Origin of the sequence: Chitinibacter sp. ZOR0017, assembly GCF_000799095.1 — a bacterium.
Lineage (GTDB): Bacteria > Pseudomonadota > Gammaproteobacteria > Burkholderiales > Chitinibacteraceae > Chitinibacter > Chitinibacter tainanensis.
Map to the genome: position 1 here is coordinate 190,744 of NZ_JTLG01000045.1, position 19,712 is coordinate 210,455.

The following is a 19,712-nucleotide window of genomic DNA, read 5'->3' on the forward strand; positions in this document are numbered from 1 at the left end:
GCCACTCACTCCTTCGCCTGTGATATGGCACAGTATTCACGATCTGGCACCGGATAAAATCGAGTTTTGGCCGGATTTTCTCTACAATCAGCTCAATACTTAGCCATGGATTGCGATGATGCTGGTCAGGGAATGGATTTCCCCCACCGAGGGGCAGGGCTGGTTTTATCAATGTCTGGAAGAAACCCTGTGCCCATTTCAGTGGCACTATCACCCCGAATTCGAGCTGACCTTTACCCTGCGTGCCCGCGGGGTGCGCTATATCGGCAGCGATATTGACCCCTTTGGCGAAATCGATCTGGCACTGGTAGCACCCGGCCAGCCGCACACCTGGCAGGCTAATCCGCCTGAACAGGGCCAGCTGCATCAGGTGCAGGTGGTGTTATTTCGCCTCGAATGGCTGGATGGGCTGGCGCAAGGGGGCTTGCCCGAGTTGCGCGCCTTGCGCAGCTGGCTGGCCAGTGTGCGCACCGGCGTGGTGTTTAGCCAGGCGCTGGCGGTGGCGCTGCAGCCCGCTTTTGCCGAGCTGCATAGCTTGCGCGGCGTACCGCGGCTAGCCTGCTTGCTGAATATTTTGCACGCACTGATGCAGGATGCGGGCGCGCGACTGATCGATGGGCCGGGGCTGGTGTTTCACGAAGATCGCCGCCTGCAGGTGGCGCTGGCGCATCTGCAACAGCACTACACCCGCCCGCTGGCGCTGGCCGAATTGGCCGCAGTGGCCGGGGCCAGCCCGGCAACCCTGAAGCGGCTATTTCATGACGGCATGAAAACCACCTTTAGCGCCTTGCTGGCCAGCCTGCGCATTGGCCATGCCTGCCATTTGCTGCTGACCACCGAGCGCAGTATTGCCTTTATTGCCACCGCCAGTGGTTTTCCCAGCGTGAGCCAGTTTTACCGCAAATTTATCGAGCTCAAGGCGCTGCCACCAGCGCAATATCGCAGCGCCGTGCGCAGCTAAGCCATGGGTATTGCCGCCTGATGCATATCTATCAATACCTCTATGGCAATACCTAATCCCCCTATTCGATTCTAAAGCGGGCTACCAAGCTTTGCAGCTCGGCTGCCACTTGCTCCACGCCGGTGGCGCTATCGGCGGTATGGCGGATCGACACGCTGGTTTCTTCCACCATTTGCGAGATATCTTCCACCCGCACCGCAATGCTATTGCTGGCCACGCTCTGCTCGCGGGTGGCGGCGGCCACTTCGCGCAGATGCTCCAGTGTGGCTTCGGCGCCGTGGTGAATCTGCCCCAGCGAGGCCGACACATGGCCAGCCAGCGCCACGCCGCGCTCCACCTCTGGCAAGGCACCTTGCATTAGCTCGACCACTTGCGTGGTTTCACCCTGAATCGTGGCCAGCATGCGCTCGATATCTACCGTGGCCGATGAGGTGCGCTCGGCCAGCTTGCGTACTTCGTCGGCCACCACGGCAAAGCCGCGGCCTTGCTCGCCGGCGCGGGCGGCCTCGATGGCGGCATTCAGCGCCAGCAGATTGGTCTGCCCGGCAATATCTTTAATCACCGCAGCAATGCCGGAAATCTCGCGCGCCTTGCTATCCAGCTCGCGAATCTGGCTGGTGGCCGTGCTGACGCTGCTGGCGATTTGCGCCATCGAATCGCTGGCTTCACCGACTTGGTTCACACCGGCATGCGCCAGCGCCGTAGCTTCCTGCGAAGCTTGCTCGGTCACCGCCGAATTATCCGAAATATGCGTAATGCTCACGGTCAGCTCTTCCATCGCCGCGGCCATCGAGGTGGTGGCATCGGCCTGCCGCGCGGCAGCTTGGGCAATTTCGCGACTCGAGAGCGCGATCTGCGCCGATTGTGTGCCCAAGGTGCCGGCATGTTGCTGCACATCACGCAGCATCTGCCGCAGCCCGTCCACCATGGTATTGAGCGCCCCGAGCAAGCTGGCCGGATCGCGGCCGGTGATATTCTGGCGCAAATCGCCAGCCGCAATCGCCTGCATAATCTGCATGGCCTCGCGCGGCTCGCCCCCCAGTTGCGACAAAATCGAGCGGGCAATCAGCCACGAAGCGCCGCCCAGCAACACCGCCAACAGCAAAAGCTGGCCCACGCCCAGCCAGAGTTTATGCAGGTAGGCGGCGTTCAGATCATCTTCATACACGCCGGTACACACCACCCAATTCCAGCCCGGCACCGGCAGGGCGTAGGCAATTTTCGGTTGCGGCTGCGGGTTGCCCGGCTTGGCAAAATGAAAATAGGCAAAGCCGCCGCCCTGCTGCGCGGCTTTCACCAGCTCTTGCAAAATCATCACGCCGTTCACATCCTGCAGGCCGCCTTTAAACTGGCCTTCAAATTCAGGCTTGAGCGGGTGCATGCGATACACCATCGCGGTATCAATGATGAAAAAATACTCGGTCCGCTCAAAGCGCACGCCGCGCAGCGCGGCCGCAGCCTGCTGCTGGGCTTCGGCCTGGCTTAGCTCGCCGCGCTCGGCGCGATCTTTAAAGTAATTCACCACCCCGACAGCCGATTCGACCTGCGCCCGCACCTTGGCCTGCCGCTCTTCGAGCATGCTGCGGCGTAAATCCTGCAAGGTCAGCGCGCCGCTCAAAGCCAGCATCAATAAAGCCACGCCACACAAGACCCATAAGCGGGCGCCAACGCGCCAGCGCTGTAATAGTGCATTCATTTTTTGTCCTCCCAGACTGAGAGCTGGACTACGCCAGCCTTGATCAAGGCCGGAGTCTAGCCAGTGGCCGCCCCCGGCGGGGGCAGGATCTGGCGAGCGGCTGCAAGACTTAGGTCAGCGGCATAAAAGCCACCCTCAGCGGTTGAAACATTAGCGTTATCTAATTTTAAGTTGGGCGAGCCATGCCCCAGCGGGCGGCAGGGCTTGCGCCGCCCCAGCGGGCCGCCTACGCTGGCCGCCCGTGCCTGCGGCTGAGCGTAGGCTGGGCAGAGGCCAACAGGTTCTCGAGCAACAATAACTAAGGGTATCCGCCAATAAATTATATTCATCAATGCCTGCATCGATATACCCCCACCAAGTACATCACACCAGCCCTGTCGTCGCCTACGCTGCGGCGGGTGGGGCTCAGCGCAGACAGGTTTAGGTCAACACCTTTGTCATAGATAGCGGCCGGCCGAGTTCCCGCCCTGCGTGTTCATTTTTACCCTTATGGCATCGGCATTTCTCCACAGCGCCCACTGGGGTTGGCGCGATACGCTAAATATCAGCGCCAAACTCAGGAAACCCCACGATGACAACCCCACGCATCCCCCCGCTCAAGATCATTGAAGACCGCCCCAACGCCATGGCCCCGCCGCCGCGCCCAAGCCAGCCACCACGCCAGCGCTGGCTGGGCTATCTGCTCACCGGGCTGGCGTTTGCATTGCTGGGCTTTGGGCTAGTGAGTGCCCAGCATATTTACCCGGCTTTTCACCTGCCGCTGTGGTCGGAGCTCACGCTGTTTGCCTCGTTTCCGGTGGTGATTTACGGCGTGGTGAAGCTGGGCTAAGCCAGCAAAAACTGTCAGCCCGCTGTCATTCAAAGCTGGCATACTACGGTTTTCCGCCTGAAGATCGCCACCATGCGTCACCTGCTGCTACTTGCCCTGCTCGCCCTCACCCCATTCGCCCAAGCGCGCACCATCGGGATTTTTAATGGCGCCGGCACGTGCGAAGGCTGCGGCGAAACGGTGGGTGCGTTTTTTCAGGCGCGGCAGGACAAGGTGATTTACCTGAATGAGAAAACCCTCAGCGCCGCCACCTTGGCCAAGATTCAGGTGTATGTGCAGCCCGGTGGCTCGGATGACATCGACGAAACGCTCAATGCCCTTCGCCCGGCGCAGATACGCGCTTTGCGCCAGTTTGTGCAGCAGGGCGGCAGCTATCTGGGCATTTGTGCCGGCGCTTATCTGGCCGGCCGCTACAGCGATGCCGCCAGCCGCAAACCCGCATTTGGCCTTGTGCCCATCAATGAAGTCGATGCCGAAATCGCCAGCCCCGCCGCCACCTTGCTGCCAGTGCAATGGCAGGGGCAAACCCGCTGGTTTTATCACCAAAGCGCCCCGCATCTGGGCAAAACTGCGCCCGCCGGGGCCGAGATTTTAGGCCGCTATCAGCGCAGTGGCCGCATCGCCGCGCTGAGCACCCGCTTTGGCCACGGCAAAGTGCTGCTGGTCGGCCCGCATCTGGAAGCTGGCCGCGACTGGTATCAGGCCGATGGCCTCAGCCTGCAATACGGCACGGCCGAGGCTGATTTTGCCCGCCTGCTGGATCGCCTGTAAGCAGCGCGGTGTGAATGCTACCGCGGCAGAGTGGCAACTATTACGCGCCAGCAGCTGACATTGCAATTACAATCGCACCCTTTCCATCTCATATCCCTTCGTCATGCGCCGCTTATTCTCTGTTGCTCTGCTGATTCTCACCACTGGCTGTGCCTCACTCAGCGAGAGTGAATGCCGCTCTGGCGACTGGTATGGCATCGGCCTGCGCGATGGCCAGAATGGCTATAGCTCGCAAATCGCCGAGCACACCGAGGCCTGCCGCAAGCAACAAGTCACCCCGGATTTAGCGCTCTATCATCGCGGCCGTGAGGAAGGATTGCGCAGTTATTGCACCGCCAGTAACGGCTATCAGGTGGGTTTGCGCGGCGCGCAGGTTGAAAATGTCTGCCCCGCCGCCACGCAGGCCGCGTTTCAAAGCGCCTACCAGCGGGGCTATCAGCGCTACAAGGTGCAGCAAGAGCTGCAGCAGGTGGAATGGCGCATCGATAATTACAACAAACAGCGTGGCCAGCTCGAAGAAAAGCTCGGGGCGGCCCAAACCGATAAAGATCGCCGCAAGTACGAGCGCGAGCTAGACAATCTGCGCCAGCAAAACCGCGATGACCGCCGCCTGCGCGATATTTTGCGCGCGCAGCTCATTGCGCTGCCGTTGCTGTATCCGCAGTAAACACCCGCACAATCGCATGGGTATAGCCGAGAAACCCATATTTTAATTAGGCCTCGTAGATATACCCAAGCCGGTATCTAAGCTCAGCCACCAGCCCACCCCGGCCTAGTGCGCTACCGGCGTGGCCGGCAGTGGCAACCGCACGCTAAAGCGGCAGCCGCGCCCCGCCAACCCGGTGCCTAATTCAATCTGACCGCCCAGCCGCGCCACCGCCTGCGCCACAATCGCCAGGCCCAGCCCGGTGCCAGCCACGCTGTGGCCAGTGCCGCGCACAAAACGCTCGAAAATCCGTCCCTGCTCGGCGGGGGGAATACCCGGGCCGCTATCGGCCACTTCCAGCAACAGCTGCGCGCCCTGCTGGCTGAGGCTCACTTCGATCTGATCGCCGGCATGAATATAGGCCACGGCGTTATTGAGCAGATTTTGCACAATCGATTGCACGGCATGGGCATCTAGCCGGGCAGGCAAGGTATCGGGCGCATTCAGCCCCAGCTCGATCTGCCGCGCCAGCGCCGCCGGCGCCACGCGGGCCAGCTCGGTTTGCAGCAAGTCGGCCAGATCAATCTGCTGCGGTGATTCGAGCCGATCATTATCGATATGCGATAGCTCCAGCAGCTGGGCAATCAGATGCGAAGCACGGGCAATCGCGGCCTCAAGATCTTGCCCGGCGGCTTGCCGCGCCGCGGGCGTCTCGGCCCGCGCCAGCACATGCGCCTGCGCCGAAATCACCGCGATTGGCGTGCGCAGCTCATGCGCGGCATCTTGCACAAAGGCATGCTCGCGGGCTATTTTGCTGCGTAATTGTTGCAATAGCCGCTCTAGCGCCGCGGTTAGCGGTTTGAGCTCGGCATAGGGGCTATGAAAATTCAGCGGCGACAGATCATCTTTATCTTTGCTGGCAATCAGCTGCGAGAGCTGGCGCAAAGGCCGCAAGCCGCCCGACACCACCAGCCCGATCACCAGCGCCATTACCGGCAGGGCAATCAGCATCTGGATGGTCATTTCGGGCAGCAGCACTTTCAGCAGCACCTGCGCGCTAAATTTGGGCGCCGCCAGGCGGATTTCCCACTGCGCGGCGCGCATCAGGCACACCCGATATTCGGCGCCATTGACTACCACATCGTAAAAAGCCTGCGGTTGCAACGCCAGCGGCACACCCCGGCTTTCCGGCGATAAATACAGCTGGCGGCCTTGCCGGTCATTGAGCTGCAGCAGCATTGATTGCTCGACTTTGGAATCGCGCAGGCCGGTATTAAACATCTCGGAAGCCGTTGCCATCACGCCGATGGCATCGCGCTCGGAGCGGGCCTTGCCCAGCTCCACCCGCAGCGTCTGGCCATACAGCTGCAAGCTACGGTCGCGTTCGGAAGTGCGGGTGAACTGCCAATAGCCATAAATCGCCAGCGTAAACCACACCGCCACCAGCGCCAGCAGCAAGGCCAGCAACACCCGCCGGATCAGGCTGGGGCCCAATAAGCTCAGGGATAATTTCATAGCTCAAATAAATACCCAACACCGCGCAAAGTGCGAATACGGTGCGCGCCGATTTTGCGGCGCAGATGCGATAAATGCACTTCCAGCGCCCCAAAATCTAGCGCGTCGCCCAGTGGAGATAGCCGCTGCGCCAGCGCACTTTTGGGCACCACCAGCCCCGGCTCGCGCGCTAGCTCCAGCAGCAATTGAAATTCGCGCGGCGATAAATCCAGCGGCACGCCATTGAGGCTGGCCAGGTGTTTGCGCGGCTCGATCTGCAGCTCGCCCAGCTGCCACACCTCGCTGGCCTGCTGCGCATAGCGGCGTAACACCGCCCGCATGCGGGCGATCAGCTCGGCGGTGGCAAAGGGCTTGATGATGAAATCATCGGCGCCGCTATCCAGTCCGGTTAAGCGATCATCCAGCGCCGAGCGCGCGGTAATCACAATAATCGGCGTGGCGATACCCGCCCGGCGCCAGCGCTGCAGCAGATCAAAGCCCACCCCATCGGGCAGGGTGAGATCAAGCAGCACGCAGTCGTAGTCCATGTCTTGCCCGCTGTGCGGGGCCGTCGCCAAATTACGCCGCCAATCGCTGCTAATGCCTTCGGCTTTTAAAGCCTGCTGCAGGGCAAAGCCCAGATCGAGGTCGTCTTCAATAATCAGAATATGCATGCCAACACTGTACCTGAAGAACCTTAAGCTTTTCCTAAGGATGCGTTTGACATACTGCCAGCGTTGCTTCCCGCCGGCGAGCGGCCAGCGCCCGCCCACTGCGGCTGATGTCTAACCCAACAATTCAGGATTTAATCATGCGCACTGTACTGACACTTTCTTTGCTTTTGCTTGGCCACACCGCACTGGCCGAAACCCCGAATTCCGCTACCGAACAAGGCCTGCCCCGCCTGCAAAGCCTGTGGGAAGAAGCCAGCGATAGCCGCAACTGGCAAGCCGTGGCCGGGCTGGGCATCGGCTACGCGCCCGAAATTATGGGCGGCGAAGTTTACAAAGCCACGGCGCTGCCGAGTTTTGATTTATCGCACCGCTCGGGTTTCTTTTTGGGCAGCAGCAAAGGGCTGGGCTGGAGCTATGCCGCCAACCCCGACTGGCAAGCCGCGATTTTTATCGGCATGAGCCCGGGCCGCAAAGAAAAAACCAAGCTCACCGATAAACAAACCTTTAAAGGCATGGGCGAAATCAAAGCCGCCGCTCAAGCCGGCCTGCTGCTCAGCTACAGCCTGCAAGACCTCAATCTCTCGCTGCAAGCCACCACCGGGCTAGATAGCAAAAACCGTGGCCAGCAAATCACGCTAGGCGCCGATTACACCGTCTACAGCAGTGCGCAATTTGCGCTGATGATCAATGGCGCGCTCACCGCCAGCAGCAGCGATTATCAGCAACGCTGGTATGGCGTATCCGCCGCGCAAGCCCGAAAGAGCGGCTTTAAAGCCTATCAGGCCGGCAGCGGGCTCACGCAGGGCAGCGTTGGCGTCACCGCCATTGTGCCGCTCAGCAATAGCCTGCGCTGGGTGAATGCCGTGAGCTATAACCAGCTTTTAGGCGATGCCGCCGATAGCCCGCTGGTGAAAGAAAAAGGCAGCGCCGCCCTGATGTCCGCCCTGCAATACACCTGGTAAACCCCGCGGAGAACCCCATGCCCTTCAGCATCCGCCACGCCCTGCGCCGGCTGCTTACCGCCCAGCCCCCCACCGCGGGGGTCGCGGCCCCCAGCCCCGCTCACCCTGCCAGCCCGGCCACCCCGCCGGCATTCGAGCACCGCAGCCGCGCCTTTGAAATCGAAGCCCCCACCAGCGCGCCCCCACGCCGGCGCACGGCGGAATACCACGACGTGATTCCGCCGATGAATTTGCAGGGCTAAGCGCATAGGGTGATCCGCGCGGCATCACCCTGGCGCAAACGCGCCGCATGTTTAGGGTAGTGGCACTACCGGGTAGTCGGTTTTCACTGCAGGACTAGAGTTCGGATACACAAACATGCCATCCATTTCACGGGCCAGAGTCTCCGGCATCGATGCTTTAGAGGGATAAGGTTTGGTAACCGCCATATAAGCAAAACGTGCACGCAGAATCGGATCAGCTGGCGCTGGCACAAACGCCTGCTTAATACCCAACTGGCTAAGCGTCAGCAAACCATTATCGGGGAAATTAAATACTGGCCAGTTATCGCCACCGGTATAGTCGGTTAGCCATCCCGCTAAAGCCGTATTTTTCACCACAAAGATTGATTTACCTAATGTTTCAGCCGCCATGCTGATGGCCGACACTGGCACACTCACTTCAGATGGGCCACATGGGGTTTGCTCTACAACACAGCGGTCAGCATATCGCCGTAAGCCGTGCGTTGAATTCGACCAGAAAATAATCTTCTTATTGGGATACAGCTGTTGAACCAACCACAGCGCATTTGCGCCCATCTGAGCTTCGCGCGGATCTTTGCTTGGCGGCCTACCGGTCAGCGCAATGGTAGGCAAGCGCTGGGCAGCAGCAACCAAGCCATTGACCTGCAAACACCACCAGCTTGGATCATTACGTAAATTGGTACTCACGGGTGCAACCGCTGGACAAATTTCCGCCTGGATCCGGCGCGCCATCGCAAAAAAATTAGTGGTATTGGTTTTCTGAGTGATGGTCAATGCGGCAGCCATATTGGCCACACTGGCAAAATTGGCCCAACCCGAATCGGCCGGCAACACAGAGCCTCGTGCAGTTAAAAATTGAGTTAGAGCGGGCAGCAACTCATTCATCGAAGATACCCCGCCTGCCGGCTCGTCAAAACCAGCCAATAGCAGGGGATTAGGCCCGCTACGCTGCTGATCGACATAGCTCAGCACTTTGCGCGCGCTTGGCTCTTTCGAATACATGAAAAATAATCGCCCCGGCGCCAGATCAATGACTTTGCCACCTTTGTCGGTGGCACTGCGCCACACCGCCTCGGTATCAAACATGGCACTTTCCATGATCAAGACTTCGAAACCTTTTTTCTGATGCAGATATTGCACCTGACGGTTCATCAACTCGTAAGCATTGGCATCACCGTGGGTATCTTCGGTTAACGAGACAATTCGCGCATCCCCCACCGCCGCGCCAAACCCAGCCAAATCAGCAAAATCATCATTGGCCTCGGCATAAATCGTTCGAACAGGGCTGACACTCGATTTCACCCAGTTAAATAGACTATCCGGTAGCAAATACTCGGTCGCTATGCCATCTGACGAAGGCAGCAAGCGACCCGCCTCGGCCTGCGTGGCTCCACCACCCGCGCCACCATCCCCAGCGCCGCCACCACAGGCACTTAGCCCCAATACCAACATCAATGACAACGCAGATCCCAAGCGGCGAGGCATTTTCAAACCTTTCAATTTAACTAAAAAATGAAAGCTTACTTAATTTTCTTTTACATCTCACCCCAGTTACAGGTAACAGTTAAAAACTACAACAAGACCAGTTACACCATCACTGACATCACACCCCGCCACGCCGCTTACAAAAACTAACCGTCGCCCTGCCGCCCGCCCACCATACTGAGCAGCGCACAGGCTAGGCCTGCATCGACGAGTGGGGGAAAGATGGACGGGATAGGCGGGGTGATACTGGGTACTTTGCTGTATGGCACGGCCAAAGTGCTGGGCTATTGCTGGTGGTGTAGCGTGGGGCTGGGGTGGCTGCGGCCTGATCTGGGCGCCGAAGCCCTGCGCCGGCGCAGTTGGGAGCTGGGTATAACTCGGCTACTGATCGGCTTTGGGGGCGGCATACCGATGGCCGCGCTGCATGCGATGGTGCTTGAGCTAACTGGCGTGCAGGCGCTGGCTTATTTACTGGTGTATGTGCCGATCCGCTGGTTTGAATGGGGCCTGATCGTGCCGCTGATGCCCGCCGGCAAACTCAGCTGGGGCCAGCTCTGGCGCGGCCAACACCGCACCGAGCGCCGCTGGCGGCTCATTGGCATCGCCGTATCGTGCGCGCTGGATGTGGTGTTTCTGCTCGGGGTGCTCAATGGGATACGGGGCATGGGGCGGATATTTTGCTAGCCCGTAGATACAGGTAGTGGCGGCGATATTCACGGGTATAGCCGAGTAGGCATTATCTATTAAAGCTTTGCTGGCTATACCTCTGTATGTATATATGTTTTGACCGCTAGCTGGCCGGCGGCGCTGGCAGATAGGAAGCATTACCTGCGCCTTTGCCATTCGTGGGATGGGCCTGCTGCGCAGGCGGTAAACCGGCGGTTTCGCCCGCCAGTCGAGTTAGGGGTTGGTCTTGCCCAACCCCTAACAACCCCCGCGCGCCCGATCGACGCGAAACCCCGCTTGAAAAAAGCCCGTCAGGGCGCCGCTACAACTCGCGTTGCGCTAGCGTCGCAACGCTCAAACACTACGCGGCTTAAAACCCTGACGGCCATTTTTCAAACGGCGCGTCTCCACGGGCAATCCCTGCTAATTGGCGGCGGGGGTATATCCACCAAAGCCAAGATCAACAATGCCTTCAGCGCCATACTGCCGCCAGTATTTCCGCGCTGGTGAAGCTGGGGCTTGGTTTCCCGTGTAGCGAAAACCGCAGCAAGGAGGGAGACAAACTGCAGTATCGTTTGGCTCACGACGAAGCAAGGGCAGCGCGGAGCGCTTTTCGCCCGGGTCGCCTTCTTTTGCTTACTTTTCTTGGCGAAGCAAGAAAAGTGAGTGCCGCGGCGCACAGCCGCCAATCCAGCTCAAACGCAAAACCACCGCACGCCATACCGTGGCCTTGGGCCGGATTCGCTTTTCATCAACAAAGCTAACATTTTTCGATCAAGTAGCTGACGTTGATTTTTCAATTAGTTAAGATGTTGAAATCCGACGAGCGGTATGGCGCATTCGACGCGAAGCGGCATTAAGAATAGCAAAGCATTTCGTCATAAGAATACTTGCATGCAGAGCATCAAGAAAAAGCATAGCAATTTAAATGGAACAAAATAAATGAGCCCAACAATTAACGAAAACAGATCTCACTTAGTATCTTATTTTCAATATCATGCATCACAAAGGATATCAACATTTAATTTCTATATTTTTGTAGTAGGCGCAATAATTGCAGGCGCAATAACAACAGAAAAGGAAATAAAAGATGGTCATTTATTTATAGAAATGTACCTAGGGGTAGCCATAATGTTTGCCTCCACTATATTCTGGATGTTAGACAAAAGGGTTGCTGACCTTATCAAAAGTTGCGAGGACAGAATAATCGAAGTTGAGGCGGAGATAAATTGCACAAAGTCAAACATCTTTACTCATCGCAAAGCCTTAGACGCTACCGTAAAATGGAATCGTCTTAAATATTCCCAAGCATTTTTTTGCATTTTTATCTTTTTCGCAATTTCAGGATTAGGGCTAGTCATAAAGTCAGGTCATGAATTATTAAAGCCAAAAAACGAAAACCAAAGTACGAGTAAGATTATAAAGCCAACTGCAAACCCAACTACAAACCCAACTACAAACCCAACTACAAACCTTAAGAATCCATAATGCTATTAAGAACCAGGATATCAAAGGCAAAAAAGATGAGCACTACAATTGATGACTTTTCTGTTTTCCGCTTTGGAACAGAAGGAATTGGCGCATGGATAACATCCACGACACCAGATGAAATAATTTCTGCAATCAATGAAAGCCATTTAAAGAATATAGATCGACATTTTTTAAACCAATTACTTGCACTAGGACATGAAGCGCCCGTATCCGAAGGCTTTTTTAAATACTATTGGTGTGAGATGCCAAAAAACCATCCATACGCCATTGAAAAACTTAAATGCGAAAAATTCGATTTTAGCTCTATTGAGTTAACAATAGGCAATAGCTGCGATTCGATCAAATCAAAAGAGCACCTAGCGTTTGGCTTATGTCGACTATATACCGACGGGCTGATGTGGTGGGGAAATATAAGATCTGCATATAGAGAATTACGTGGGCTTTCATATACTCAGATAGCCAGTAAATTTGAAGAGAAAATGATTAATCACAAGCCATCAGAATCTCACCTTAATATCGAACGCATACCTAAAGACGACCGACACCTAATTTCAGAAATAGCTTGCAAAACAATTGCGAACGAAGAAGAATTTCGTGAAAAATTCAGGAAATTACTTGAGGAAAGAAAAACAAAAAAAGGACCGCAAAATGCAGAATTAGATTTCTTTTTTGGAGAGAATGAAGATGACATCGAACAGGTAATTAAGAAATTCAGCGACTCACGATCAAAAGCCATAAAAAATACGAAATTTTACCTTAGCATGGCAAATGCCTTAGATTGCTATGTCGCAACAAGTATGCGAACAAGGGCTGATTTTCGCAACACAGCAACACAATGCGAATTAATATTCGAAAACTACGAAAATATAAAGAAATTAAATCTCAAATATTTTGATCCAACTCTCAGCGCGGCAAATGGGCACGAGGACAAAGGATTAATTGAGTGTTTAATGGTAAAATGTGCAAAAGTTCTTATATATTTTTCCGGGGAAAAAGATAGCTTTGGTAAGGATGCAGAAGCCGCAATGGCTTTAAGCCTAGGAAAACCAGTTCTGTTTATTTGTTCAAACGAGGAAAGGGAAAAAATCCATAGGGACGTACACCCTTTATCTAGACTTATTCAATTCTCAACAGGAACACCAGTTGGTGCAATAATTTGCAACGCGACCGAAGCACCATCAATAATTGAAAGACTATTCACCAACAAAATGGAATACAAACTAACTAACAATAAAAATCACATAAAAATAATTGAGCAAAAAACAAGTTCGGTTGTTCGCCTTCAAACTCACGACAGAATGCTATTTGAATCTTTCTGGAATCATTATCACAACAAGACCTAGCACGAACTAAATCATTTAGTTAGACAAAAAAGCCCCGCATCCGCGGGGCTTTTTCATAGGTATAGCTACCAAATCAATACTCAAAAAGGCTTCACGCTACATACCCGAAATTCGGCGCCAAATCGCGCTCGGCTTGCGCCACCGATACCCCACGCCGCTGGGCATAATCCTCCACCTAATCTTTGGTGACTTTCCCCACGCCAAAGTAGCGTGACTCGGGGTGCGCGAGGTAGAAGCCGCTGACCGCTGCGGTGGGCAGCATCGCGTAACCGCAGATCAGGCATGCCGATTAGCTGATATAGCCAATCAGTCTTAGCCTCATATCACTACATTTTGTTTTTTAGGGGGCGAAGTTCTTTGATTAAAAAAGCTTCAATCGCCAAGATTTCAAACCAAGAATTTTGTGGCACGGGTATCAGGCCCAAATGGACACACGATTGCCCATGCCCATCTTTTGCAAAATGTTTGCCAAATCGCCGTCCTAAGCACGTGGTTTGCCCGATGTACTGGATGGTCCAATCGTGATCGAACATAAAATAAACGCAGGCATCTTCTGCATGCTTACGCAGCAATCCTTCGTCTTGCCATAGTTTGGGCCAATCCTGATGAACATTCTCAAGGCTTAAAAAAAGCTCGGCCACCGAGAAATGAGGGCGTGGATGCTGCGTGTCAAAGTGAGCCAGCACTTGGTGAAAATCATCTAGTTGCATCACCATACTCACGCCACATACCCCAAGTTCGGCGCCAAATCCCGCTCGGCTTGCGCCACGCTCACCCCACGCCGCTGGGCATAATCCTCCACCTGATCTTTGGTGATCTTGCCTACGCCGAAGTAGCGCGACTCGGGGTGCGCGAGGTAGAAGCCGCTGACCGCTGCGGTGGGCAGCATGGCGTAGCCTTCGGTGAGCGTCATGCCGATGTTTGGCGCGTTGAGCAATTTGAATAGCTCAACTTTTGACGTGTGATCCGGGCAGGCGGGGTAGCCGGGGGCGGGGCGGATGCCGGTGTATTTTTCGTCGATTAGCGCTTCGTTATCCAGCTGCTCATCCGCCGCGTAGCCCCACAGCTCGGTGCGCACGCGGGCGTGCATGTGCTCGGCGAAGGCTTCGGCCAGACGATCGGCGAGCGATTTGAGCAAGATCGCGCTGTAGTCGTCATTGGCGTCTTCAAAGCGTTTGACATGCTCATCAATGCCGATGCCGGCGGTGACGGCAAAGGCACCAATATAATCAGTCAAGCCGGTTTCTTTCGGCGCGACAAAGTCGGCCAGACACCAGTTGGGCTTCACATCGGCCGCGTTGCGCTCGTCGGTTTTGGCCTTCGGCAATTGCTGGCGCAGGTTGTGCCACAGCATCGCAGTTTCGCCCGTGGCTGGGTCGCGGATTTCGATGTCGTCGTGGTTGACCGCATTGGCGGGGAAGAAGCCGATCACGCCGGCGGCAGACAGCCATTTTTCTTCGACGATTTGTTTCAGCATTTTTTGCGCGTCTTCAAACAACGGGCGCGCCGCTTCGCCGACGACTTCGTCGTTCAAAATCGCCGGATAGCGGCCATACAGCTCCCAGCTTTGGAAGAACGGCGTCCAGTCGATATAGGGCACCAGCTCGTTCAAATCATATTGGGTATATTCGCGTACGCCAGTAAAGCTAGGCACTACCGGCGTATACCACGCCCAATCTTGTTTGAATTTGTATTCGCGCGCTTCATCTATGCTGATCAGCTTGGTGCGATCTTTGTTTTCAAACAGCTCACGCGCTTTGGCGTATTCGGCTTTCACCTCGGCCACGAATGGCGCTTTCAGATCATCTGATAGCAGGTTCGAGCACACGCCCACCGCGCGGCTGGCGTCGGCCACGTAGATCACCTGGCCGTTTTGGTAATGCGGCTCGATCTTCACCGCGGTGTGGACTTTCGACGTCGTTGCGCCGCCGATCAGCAGCGGAATATCAAAGCCCTGGCGCTGCATTTCTTTGGCGACGTGCGCCATTTCTTCCAGCGATGGCGTGATCAGGCCAGACAGGCCAATAATGTCGGCGCCGACTTCGCGGGCTTTATCCAGAATCGTTTGGCACGGCACCATCACGCCCAGATCAAACACCTGATAGTTATTACAGCGCAGCACGACGCCAACGATGTTTTTACCAATGTCGTGCACGTCACCCTTCACCGTGGCCATAATGATCTTGCCCTTGGCCGGCGCGTCGGCCAGACCCATGGCGATTTTCTCGGCTTCGATAAATGGCTCGAGGTGCGCCACGGCGGCTTTCATCACGCGGGCGGATTTCACCACCTGCGGCAGGAACATCTTACCGGCGCCAAACAAATCGCCCACCACGTTCATGCCGTTCATCAAGTGGCCTTCGATCACGTGGATCGGGCGCTCGACGGATTGGCGCGCTTCTTCGGTGTCTTCCACGATGTAGGTGGTAATGCCCTTCACCAGCGAATGCGTAATCCGCTCTTGCAGCGGTAGCGTGCGCCAGCTGAGGTCTTCGCCCGATTTTTGCGCCGCATCGCCACGGAATGATTCGGCCAGCGCGATTAGCGCGTCGGTATCCGCCATTGGGTCGGCACCGTCCATCAATACAACGCGTTCAATGGCGTTGCGCAATTCCAGCGGCACTTCGTCGTAGTTTTCCAGCGCACCAGCGTTCACAATACCCATCGTCATGCCGCGCTGAATCGCGTGGTAGAGGAACACGGCGTGGATCGCTTCGCGCACCTTGTTATTGCCACGGAAACTAAACGATACGTTCGATACACCGCCGCTGATTTTGGCGTGCGGCAGATTTTGCTTGATCCAGCCGGTAGCTTCGATAAAGTCGAGGCCATAACGGGCGTGTTCTTCAATACCGGTGGCGACCGCAAAGATATTCGGGTCGAAAATAATGTCGGCCGGGTTAAAGCCGATTTCGTCAACGAGGATGCGGTACGATTTTTCGCAAATCTCGACTTTACGCGCGTAGGTGTCGGCCTGACCGACTTCGTCGAACGCCATCACGATCACGGCAGCGCCGTACATTTTCAGCAAGCGCGCATGGTGTTTGAATGCTTCAACGCCCTCTTTCATCGAGATCGAGTTCACGATGCACTTGCCCTGCACGCATTTCAGGCCGGCTTCGATCACGTCCCATTTTGATGAGTCGATCATGATCGGCACGCGCGAAATATCAGGCTCGGCGGCGATCAGGTTCAGGAAGGTGACCATGGCCTGATGGGCATCGAGCATGCCCTCATCCATATTGATGTCGATAATCTGCGCGCCGTTTTCCACCTGCTGGCGGGCGACTTCCAGCGCAGCTGGATAATCGCCAGCCAGAATCAGGCGGGCAAAGGCTTTGGAGCCGGTGACGTTGGTACGCTCACCAACGTTCACGAATAGATCTTTATCGCCGATGTTGAAGGGCTCGAGGCCAGACAGGCGGCATTTAGGCTCGATCGCGGGCAGCTGGCGCGGTGGCAGATCTTTTACGGCTTCGTAAATCGCCTTGATATGCGCCGGCGTGGTACCGCAACAGCCACCGATGATATTCACCAAGCCCGAGGCCGCCCATTCGCGCACTTGCGGGGCCATATCTTCGGGCAGCAAATCATAGCCGGTTGGCGCCAGTGGGTTCGGCAAACCGGCGTTGGCGTGTACCGACACATAGGTGTCGCTGATGCGGCTCATTTCTTCCACATACGGGCGCAGCAAATCAGGGCCGAGCGCGCAGTTCAGGCCGAACGACACCGCATCGGCGTGGTGCAGCGAGTTGTAGAAGGCCTCAGTGGTTTGACCGGTGAGCGTACGGCCCGATTGATCGGTAATCGTGCCGGAAATCATGATCGGCAGCTCTTCGAGCTCTGGGCGATCGGCGAAGTATTTCTTAATCGCAAACACGGCGGCTTTGGCGTTTAGCGTGTCGAAAATCGTCTCGACCATCAGAATATCGGCGCCGCCGTTGACGAGGCCATCGATCGATTCGAGGTAAGCCTCCACCAGCGCATCAAACGTTACGTTACGGTAGCCGGGGTCATTCACATCGGGGCTGATCGACGCGGTGCGGCTGGTGGGGCCAAGAATACCGGCACAAAAGCGCGGCTTGCTGGGGTCTTTCGCCGTTTGCGCCACGCACAGATCTTTCACCAATTTGGCGGCGGCGTGGTTGATCTCCCACACCAGGCCTTCCATCTCGTAATCGGCCATCGCCATCGAAGTGGCGTTAAAGCTATTGGTTTCGATGATGTCGGCGCCAGCATCGAGGTATTGCTGGTGGATCTCGCTGATGATCTGCGGCTGCGTCAGCCCCAGCAAATCGTTATTGCCTTTGACATCGGTATGCCAATCGGCAAAGCGCTCGCCGCGATATTGCGCCTCGGTGAGCTTGTATTGCTGAATCATCGTCCCCATGCCGCCGTCGAGCATCAGTATTTTTTCGGCTAGCAGTTTTTTCAGGTGTTCGGCACGCGTCATGGGGCTTGTCAATCAGTAAAAAAATCAATCGGCTAGTTTACCATGAGCACGGCCAAGCTGCGTAAGCTACGCCCCCTAGCGCCAGTGTGCCGGCCGCCGATCGGCACCCCACGCCGCAAGATGCGCCCAACTGATTTACCACAAGGCCGCAGACAGAAAATTAGGAAACCATGAACCCCAAATGGTCCGGCCTGTCGTAGACTCACGCTTTTGTCATAAAGCTGACACAAAGCACAATAACAAGAGGAATCCACCGTGTTATCCCGTCTGTCCACCCGTAACAAACTTTTTATGCTCAGCGGCACGTTGCTGCTGTTAATGACTGGGCAAATTCTGTTCACCCTGTATCAGCTCTCGTTTAATCGCAGCAAGGTTGAAGAGCTACTGCAAGACCGCTATCCCAAAATCGAGCAACAGCAACTGATTACCGCCAATACGCTGGCGATTGGCATGCTGCTGCGCGAAGCCATCATCGATAACGAAGCCCACGAAATCGAACAGGGCCTAAACCGGATTGGCGAATTGCGCCAAAGCTCGACCTCGGCACTGCAGTATTTAGAAACCCACACTGAAAGCGCGGAGAGCAAGGCGGTACTGCGCGAGATTAACGCCGCACGCGCGCCACTGGCCCAGCATTACGAGGCGCTGTTTAGCCTGATTCGCGCCAATCAGGATGCCGAGGCGATGCAATATCTGCGCACGCAATACGATCCGGCCTATAAGCTGTTCCAGCAAAAAGTGGATGCCATGCTGGCCTCGCAAAAAAGCAAAATGAACGCCGCCGGCCAAGCCACCACCGACAGCATCGACCAGCTGTTCTGGCTGATGCTGATTAGCGGCGGGATTGCCGCGGCGCTGGGTGTGGCCGCCTCGCTGCTGATTGCCCACGCGATTACCCGCCCGATTGCCCAGGCGCTGAGCGAAGCCGAACGCATTGCCGCTGGCGATTTGCGCGCAGGCCCTGCCCAAAATATCGACGGAGATGACGAACCGGCCCGCCTCTTGCAGGCGCTGCACACCATGCGCGGCAATCTGCAAACCATGGCGCAGCAAATTCAGCGCCATGCCCAGGCCGTGAGCGGCGCAGCGCATCTATTGGCCAGCTCATCCCAGCAAGTGGCCGTGAGCGCACAGCAGCAATCGGCCTCAACCACCGGCGCAGCCGCCACGCTGGAAGAGCTGACCGTGAGTATTCATCTGGTGGCCGATAGCGCCAGCGAAGCTTCGCAACAGGCGCAAAACGCCGGCGAAACGGCGCAGCTGGGGGGCAAATTTGTGGTGAAAGCCTCAAAACAAATGAGCGCGGTGGGCAGCGATGTCAGCCAGTCGGCCAGCCAGATGTCGGCGCTGGAGCAAGATGTGAGCGAAATCGGCAAGATGGCGACGATTATTCGTGAAGTAGCCGACCAAACCAATCTGCTGGCCCTGAATGCCGCGATTGAAGCCGCCCGCGCTGGCGAAACCGGCCGTGGCTTTGCCGTGGTGGCCGACGAAGTGCGCAAGCTGGCCGAGCGCACCACGCATTCGGCGCATGAAATCAGCGAGATGATTACCCGCATCCAAAATGGCAGCGCTACGGTGAACCAGTGGATGAATGAAAGCGTGCACAGCGTGGATGAAGCCGCGCTCAGCGCCGATTCGGCCGCGCTGGCCATGGAAGAAATCGAGGGCAACGCGGGCGCCGTGGTGGCCGCGGTGAACCAGATTAGCCATTCGCTGAACGAGCAAAAACTGGCCGGCCAGGATCTGGCCAGCCGGATGGAGCAAGTGGCCCAGATGGCCGAAGAAAACGGCCAGACCGTGCAGCAGCTGGCCAGCACCGCGCAGGAATTATCGCGCCTGGCTACGGAGCTAAATACCACGGTGGGGCAATTCCGCTTGCACTAAGCGCCCCACACCCAAGCACTTGGCGCAGGCAAGATCTGCGCCAAGTACTTGGTTCCGTTGAAAATTACCAAATCCAGCGCGGCAAAGTACGCAGCGCTGGCTACCAGCAGCG

17 protein-coding genes are annotated in these 19,712 nt (G+C 56.3%); 10 read left to right on the forward strand and 7 right to left on the reverse strand.

Annotation, left to right across the window (positions count from 1 at the left end):
- Positions 1–118 precede the first annotated feature (118 nt).
- The gene (locus tag L991_RS15350) at positions 119–961 is read left to right on the forward strand and encodes a helix-turn-helix transcriptional regulator (RefSeq protein WP_051259050.1); all 843 of its coding nucleotides are present in this window, start codon (positions 119–121) and stop codon (positions 959–961) included.
- 61 nt (positions 962–1,022) lie between these two features.
- On the opposite strand, the gene L991_RS15355 is transcribed toward L991_RS15350, so the two are convergent.
- A complete protein-coding gene (locus L991_RS15355; RefSeq protein ID WP_028450564.1) occupies positions 1,023–2,657 on the reverse strand; it encodes a methyl-accepting chemotaxis protein in 1,635 nt (544 codons plus the stop codon).
- 571 nt (positions 2,658–3,228) lie between these two features.
- Here L991_RS15355 and L991_RS15360 point away from each other — a divergent pair.
- The 3 genes from L991_RS15360 (at position 3,229) to L991_RS15370 (ending at position 4,924) form a co-directional block, all read left to right on the forward strand.
- Entirely contained in the window at positions 3,229–3,486 is a 258-nt protein-coding gene (locus L991_RS15360; protein WP_047396881.1) for a hypothetical protein, read from the forward strand.
- A 72-nt stretch (positions 3,487–3,558) separates the two neighbouring features.
- A complete protein-coding gene (locus L991_RS15365) occupies positions 3,559–4,257 on the forward strand; it encodes a BPL-N domain-containing protein (protein WP_052190974.1) in 699 nt (232 codons plus the stop codon).
- 103 nt (positions 4,258–4,360) lie between these two features.
- A complete protein-coding gene (locus L991_RS15370) occupies positions 4,361–4,924 on the forward strand; it encodes a DUF2799 domain-containing protein (protein WP_052190977.1) in 564 nt (187 codons plus the stop codon).
- 105 nt (positions 4,925–5,029) lie between these two features.
- Here the strand turns inward: L991_RS15370 and L991_RS15375 are convergent, their stop codons facing one another.
- Together L991_RS15375 and L991_RS15380 are read right to left on the reverse strand one after the other, a co-directional pair.
- On the reverse strand, positions 5,030–6,418 hold the full coding sequence (locus L991_RS15375; protein ID WP_052190979.1) for a HAMP domain-containing sensor histidine kinase: 1,389 nt from the start codon (positions 6,416–6,418) through the stop codon (positions 5,030–5,032).
- Positions 6,415–7,071, reverse strand: coding sequence for a response regulator (locus L991_RS15380; RefSeq protein ID WP_028450567.1), 657 nt, complete (start codon positions 7,069–7,071; stop codon positions 6,415–6,417). Before L991_RS15380 ends, L991_RS15375 begins: the two co-directional genes overlap by 4 nt.
- Before the next feature lie 137 nt (positions 7,072–7,208).
- Between L991_RS15380 and L991_RS15385 the strand changes: the two genes are divergently transcribed.
- Both L991_RS15385 and L991_RS15390 read left to right on the forward strand, forming a co-directional pair.
- Complete coding sequence (locus L991_RS15385) at positions 7,209–8,033, forward strand: MipA/OmpV family protein (protein WP_047396882.1); 825 nt, start codon at positions 7,209–7,211, stop codon at positions 8,031–8,033.
- A gap of 17 nt (positions 8,034–8,050) precedes the next feature.
- Positions 8,051–8,275, forward strand: a complete 225-nt coding sequence (locus tag L991_RS15390) for a hypothetical protein (RefSeq protein WP_047396883.1) — start codon at positions 8,051–8,053, stop codon at positions 8,273–8,275.
- 51 nt (positions 8,276–8,326) lie between these two features.
- Here the strand turns inward: L991_RS15390 and L991_RS15395 are convergent, their stop codons facing one another.
- A complete protein-coding gene (locus L991_RS15395) occupies positions 8,327–9,760 on the reverse strand; it encodes an erythromycin esterase family protein (protein WP_081986722.1) in 1,434 nt (477 codons plus the stop codon).
- Between the two features lie 222 nt (positions 9,761–9,982).
- On the opposite strand from L991_RS15395, the gene L991_RS15400 reads away from it, so the two are divergent.
- The 3 genes from L991_RS15400 (at position 9,983) to L991_RS15410 (ending at position 13,260) form a co-directional block, all read left to right on the forward strand.
- A complete protein-coding gene (locus tag L991_RS15400; protein ID WP_156129105.1) occupies positions 9,983–10,444 on the forward strand; it encodes a hypothetical protein in 462 nt (153 codons plus the stop codon).
- 924 nt (positions 10,445–11,368) lie between these two features.
- Positions 11,369–11,914 carry a hypothetical protein gene (locus L991_RS15405; RefSeq protein ID WP_156129106.1) on the forward strand — a complete coding sequence of 182 codons (546 nt, stop codon included), beginning with the start codon at positions 11,369–11,371 and terminating at the stop codon, positions 11,912–11,914.
- Positions 11,915–11,949: 35 nt separating this feature from the next.
- Positions 11,950–13,260, forward strand: coding sequence for a hypothetical protein (locus L991_RS15410; RefSeq protein ID WP_047396887.1), 1,311 nt, complete (start codon positions 11,950–11,952; stop codon positions 13,258–13,260).
- Between the two features lie 175 nt (positions 13,261–13,435).
- Here L991_RS15410 and L991_RS18080 read toward each other — a convergent pair whose 3' ends face one another.
- The 3 genes from L991_RS18080 to metH all read right to left on the reverse strand — a co-directional run bounded on the left by L991_RS18080 (position 13,436) and on the right by metH (position 17,713).
- Positions 13,436–13,522, reverse strand: a complete 87-nt coding sequence (locus L991_RS18080) for a vitamin B12 dependent-methionine synthase activation domain-containing protein (RefSeq protein WP_081986723.1) — start codon at positions 13,520–13,522, stop codon at positions 13,436–13,438.
- 64 nt (positions 13,523–13,586) lie between these two features.
- Positions 13,587–13,970 carry a GIY-YIG nuclease family protein gene (locus L991_RS15415; RefSeq protein ID WP_197053914.1) on the reverse strand — a complete coding sequence of 128 codons (384 nt, stop codon included), beginning with the start codon at positions 13,968–13,970 and terminating at the stop codon, positions 13,587–13,589.
- 8 nt (positions 13,971–13,978) lie between these two features.
- Entirely contained in the window at positions 13,979–17,713 is a 3,735-nt protein-coding gene (gene metH, locus L991_RS15420) for a methionine synthase (protein ID WP_047396889.1), read from the reverse strand.
- A 255-nt stretch (positions 17,714–17,968) separates the two neighbouring features.
- Here metH and L991_RS15425 point away from each other — a divergent pair, with 255 nt between their 5' ends.
- Positions 17,969–19,600, forward strand: a complete 1,632-nt coding sequence (locus tag L991_RS15425) for a methyl-accepting chemotaxis protein (protein WP_156129107.1) — start codon at positions 17,969–17,971, stop codon at positions 19,598–19,600.
- Positions 19,601–19,712 lie beyond the last annotated feature (112 nt).

Coding starts and splice junctions, on each gene's coding strand:
- L991_RS15390 (WP_047396883.1), top strand. CDS start 8,051: ATGCCCTTCAGCATCCGCCACGCCCTGCGCCGGCTGCTTACCGCCCAG.
- L991_RS15400 (WP_156129105.1), top strand. CDS start 9,983: ATGGACGGGATAGGCGGGGTGATACTGGGTACTTTGCTGTATGGCACG.
- L991_RS15350 (WP_051259050.1), top strand. CDS start 119: ATGCTGGTCAGGGAATGGATTTCCCCCACCGAGGGGCAGGGCTGGTTT.
- L991_RS15365 (WP_052190974.1), top strand. CDS start 3,559: ATGCGTCACCTGCTGCTACTTGCCCTGCTCGCCCTCACCCCATTCGCC.
- L991_RS15385 (WP_047396882.1), top strand. CDS start 7,209: ATGCGCACTGTACTGACACTTTCTTTGCTTTTGCTTGGCCACACCGCA.
- L991_RS18080 (WP_081986723.1), bottom strand. CDS start 13,522: ATGCTGCCCACCGCAGCGGTCAGCGGCTTCTACCTCGCGCACCCCGAG.
- metH (WP_047396889.1), bottom strand. CDS start 17,713: ATGACGCGTGCCGAACACCTGAAAAAACTGCTAGCCGAAAAAATACTG.
- L991_RS15360 (WP_047396881.1), top strand. CDS start 3,229: ATGACAACCCCACGCATCCCCCCGCTCAAGATCATTGAAGACCGCCCC.
- L991_RS15405 (WP_156129106.1), top strand. CDS start 11,369: ATGAGCCCAACAATTAACGAAAACAGATCTCACTTAGTATCTTATTTT.
- L991_RS15370 (WP_052190977.1), top strand. CDS start 4,361: ATGCGCCGCTTATTCTCTGTTGCTCTGCTGATTCTCACCACTGGCTGT.
- L991_RS15375 (WP_052190979.1), bottom strand. CDS start 6,418: ATGAAATTATCCCTGAGCTTATTGGGCCCCAGCCTGATCCGGCGGGTG.
- L991_RS15355 (WP_028450564.1), bottom strand. CDS start 2,657: ATGAATGCACTATTACAGCGCTGGCGCGTTGGCGCCCGCTTATGGGTC.
- L991_RS15380 (WP_028450567.1), bottom strand. CDS start 7,071: ATGCATATTCTGATTATTGAAGACGACCTCGATCTGGGCTTTGCCCTG.
- L991_RS15415 (WP_197053914.1), bottom strand. CDS start 13,970: ATGCAACTAGATGATTTTCACCAAGTGCTGGCTCACTTTGACACGCAG.
- L991_RS15410 (WP_047396887.1), top strand. CDS start 11,950: ATGAGCACTACAATTGATGACTTTTCTGTTTTCCGCTTTGGAACAGAA.
- L991_RS15395 (WP_081986722.1), bottom strand. CDS start 9,760: ATGCCTCGCCGCTTGGGATCTGCGTTGTCATTGATGTTGGTATTGGGG.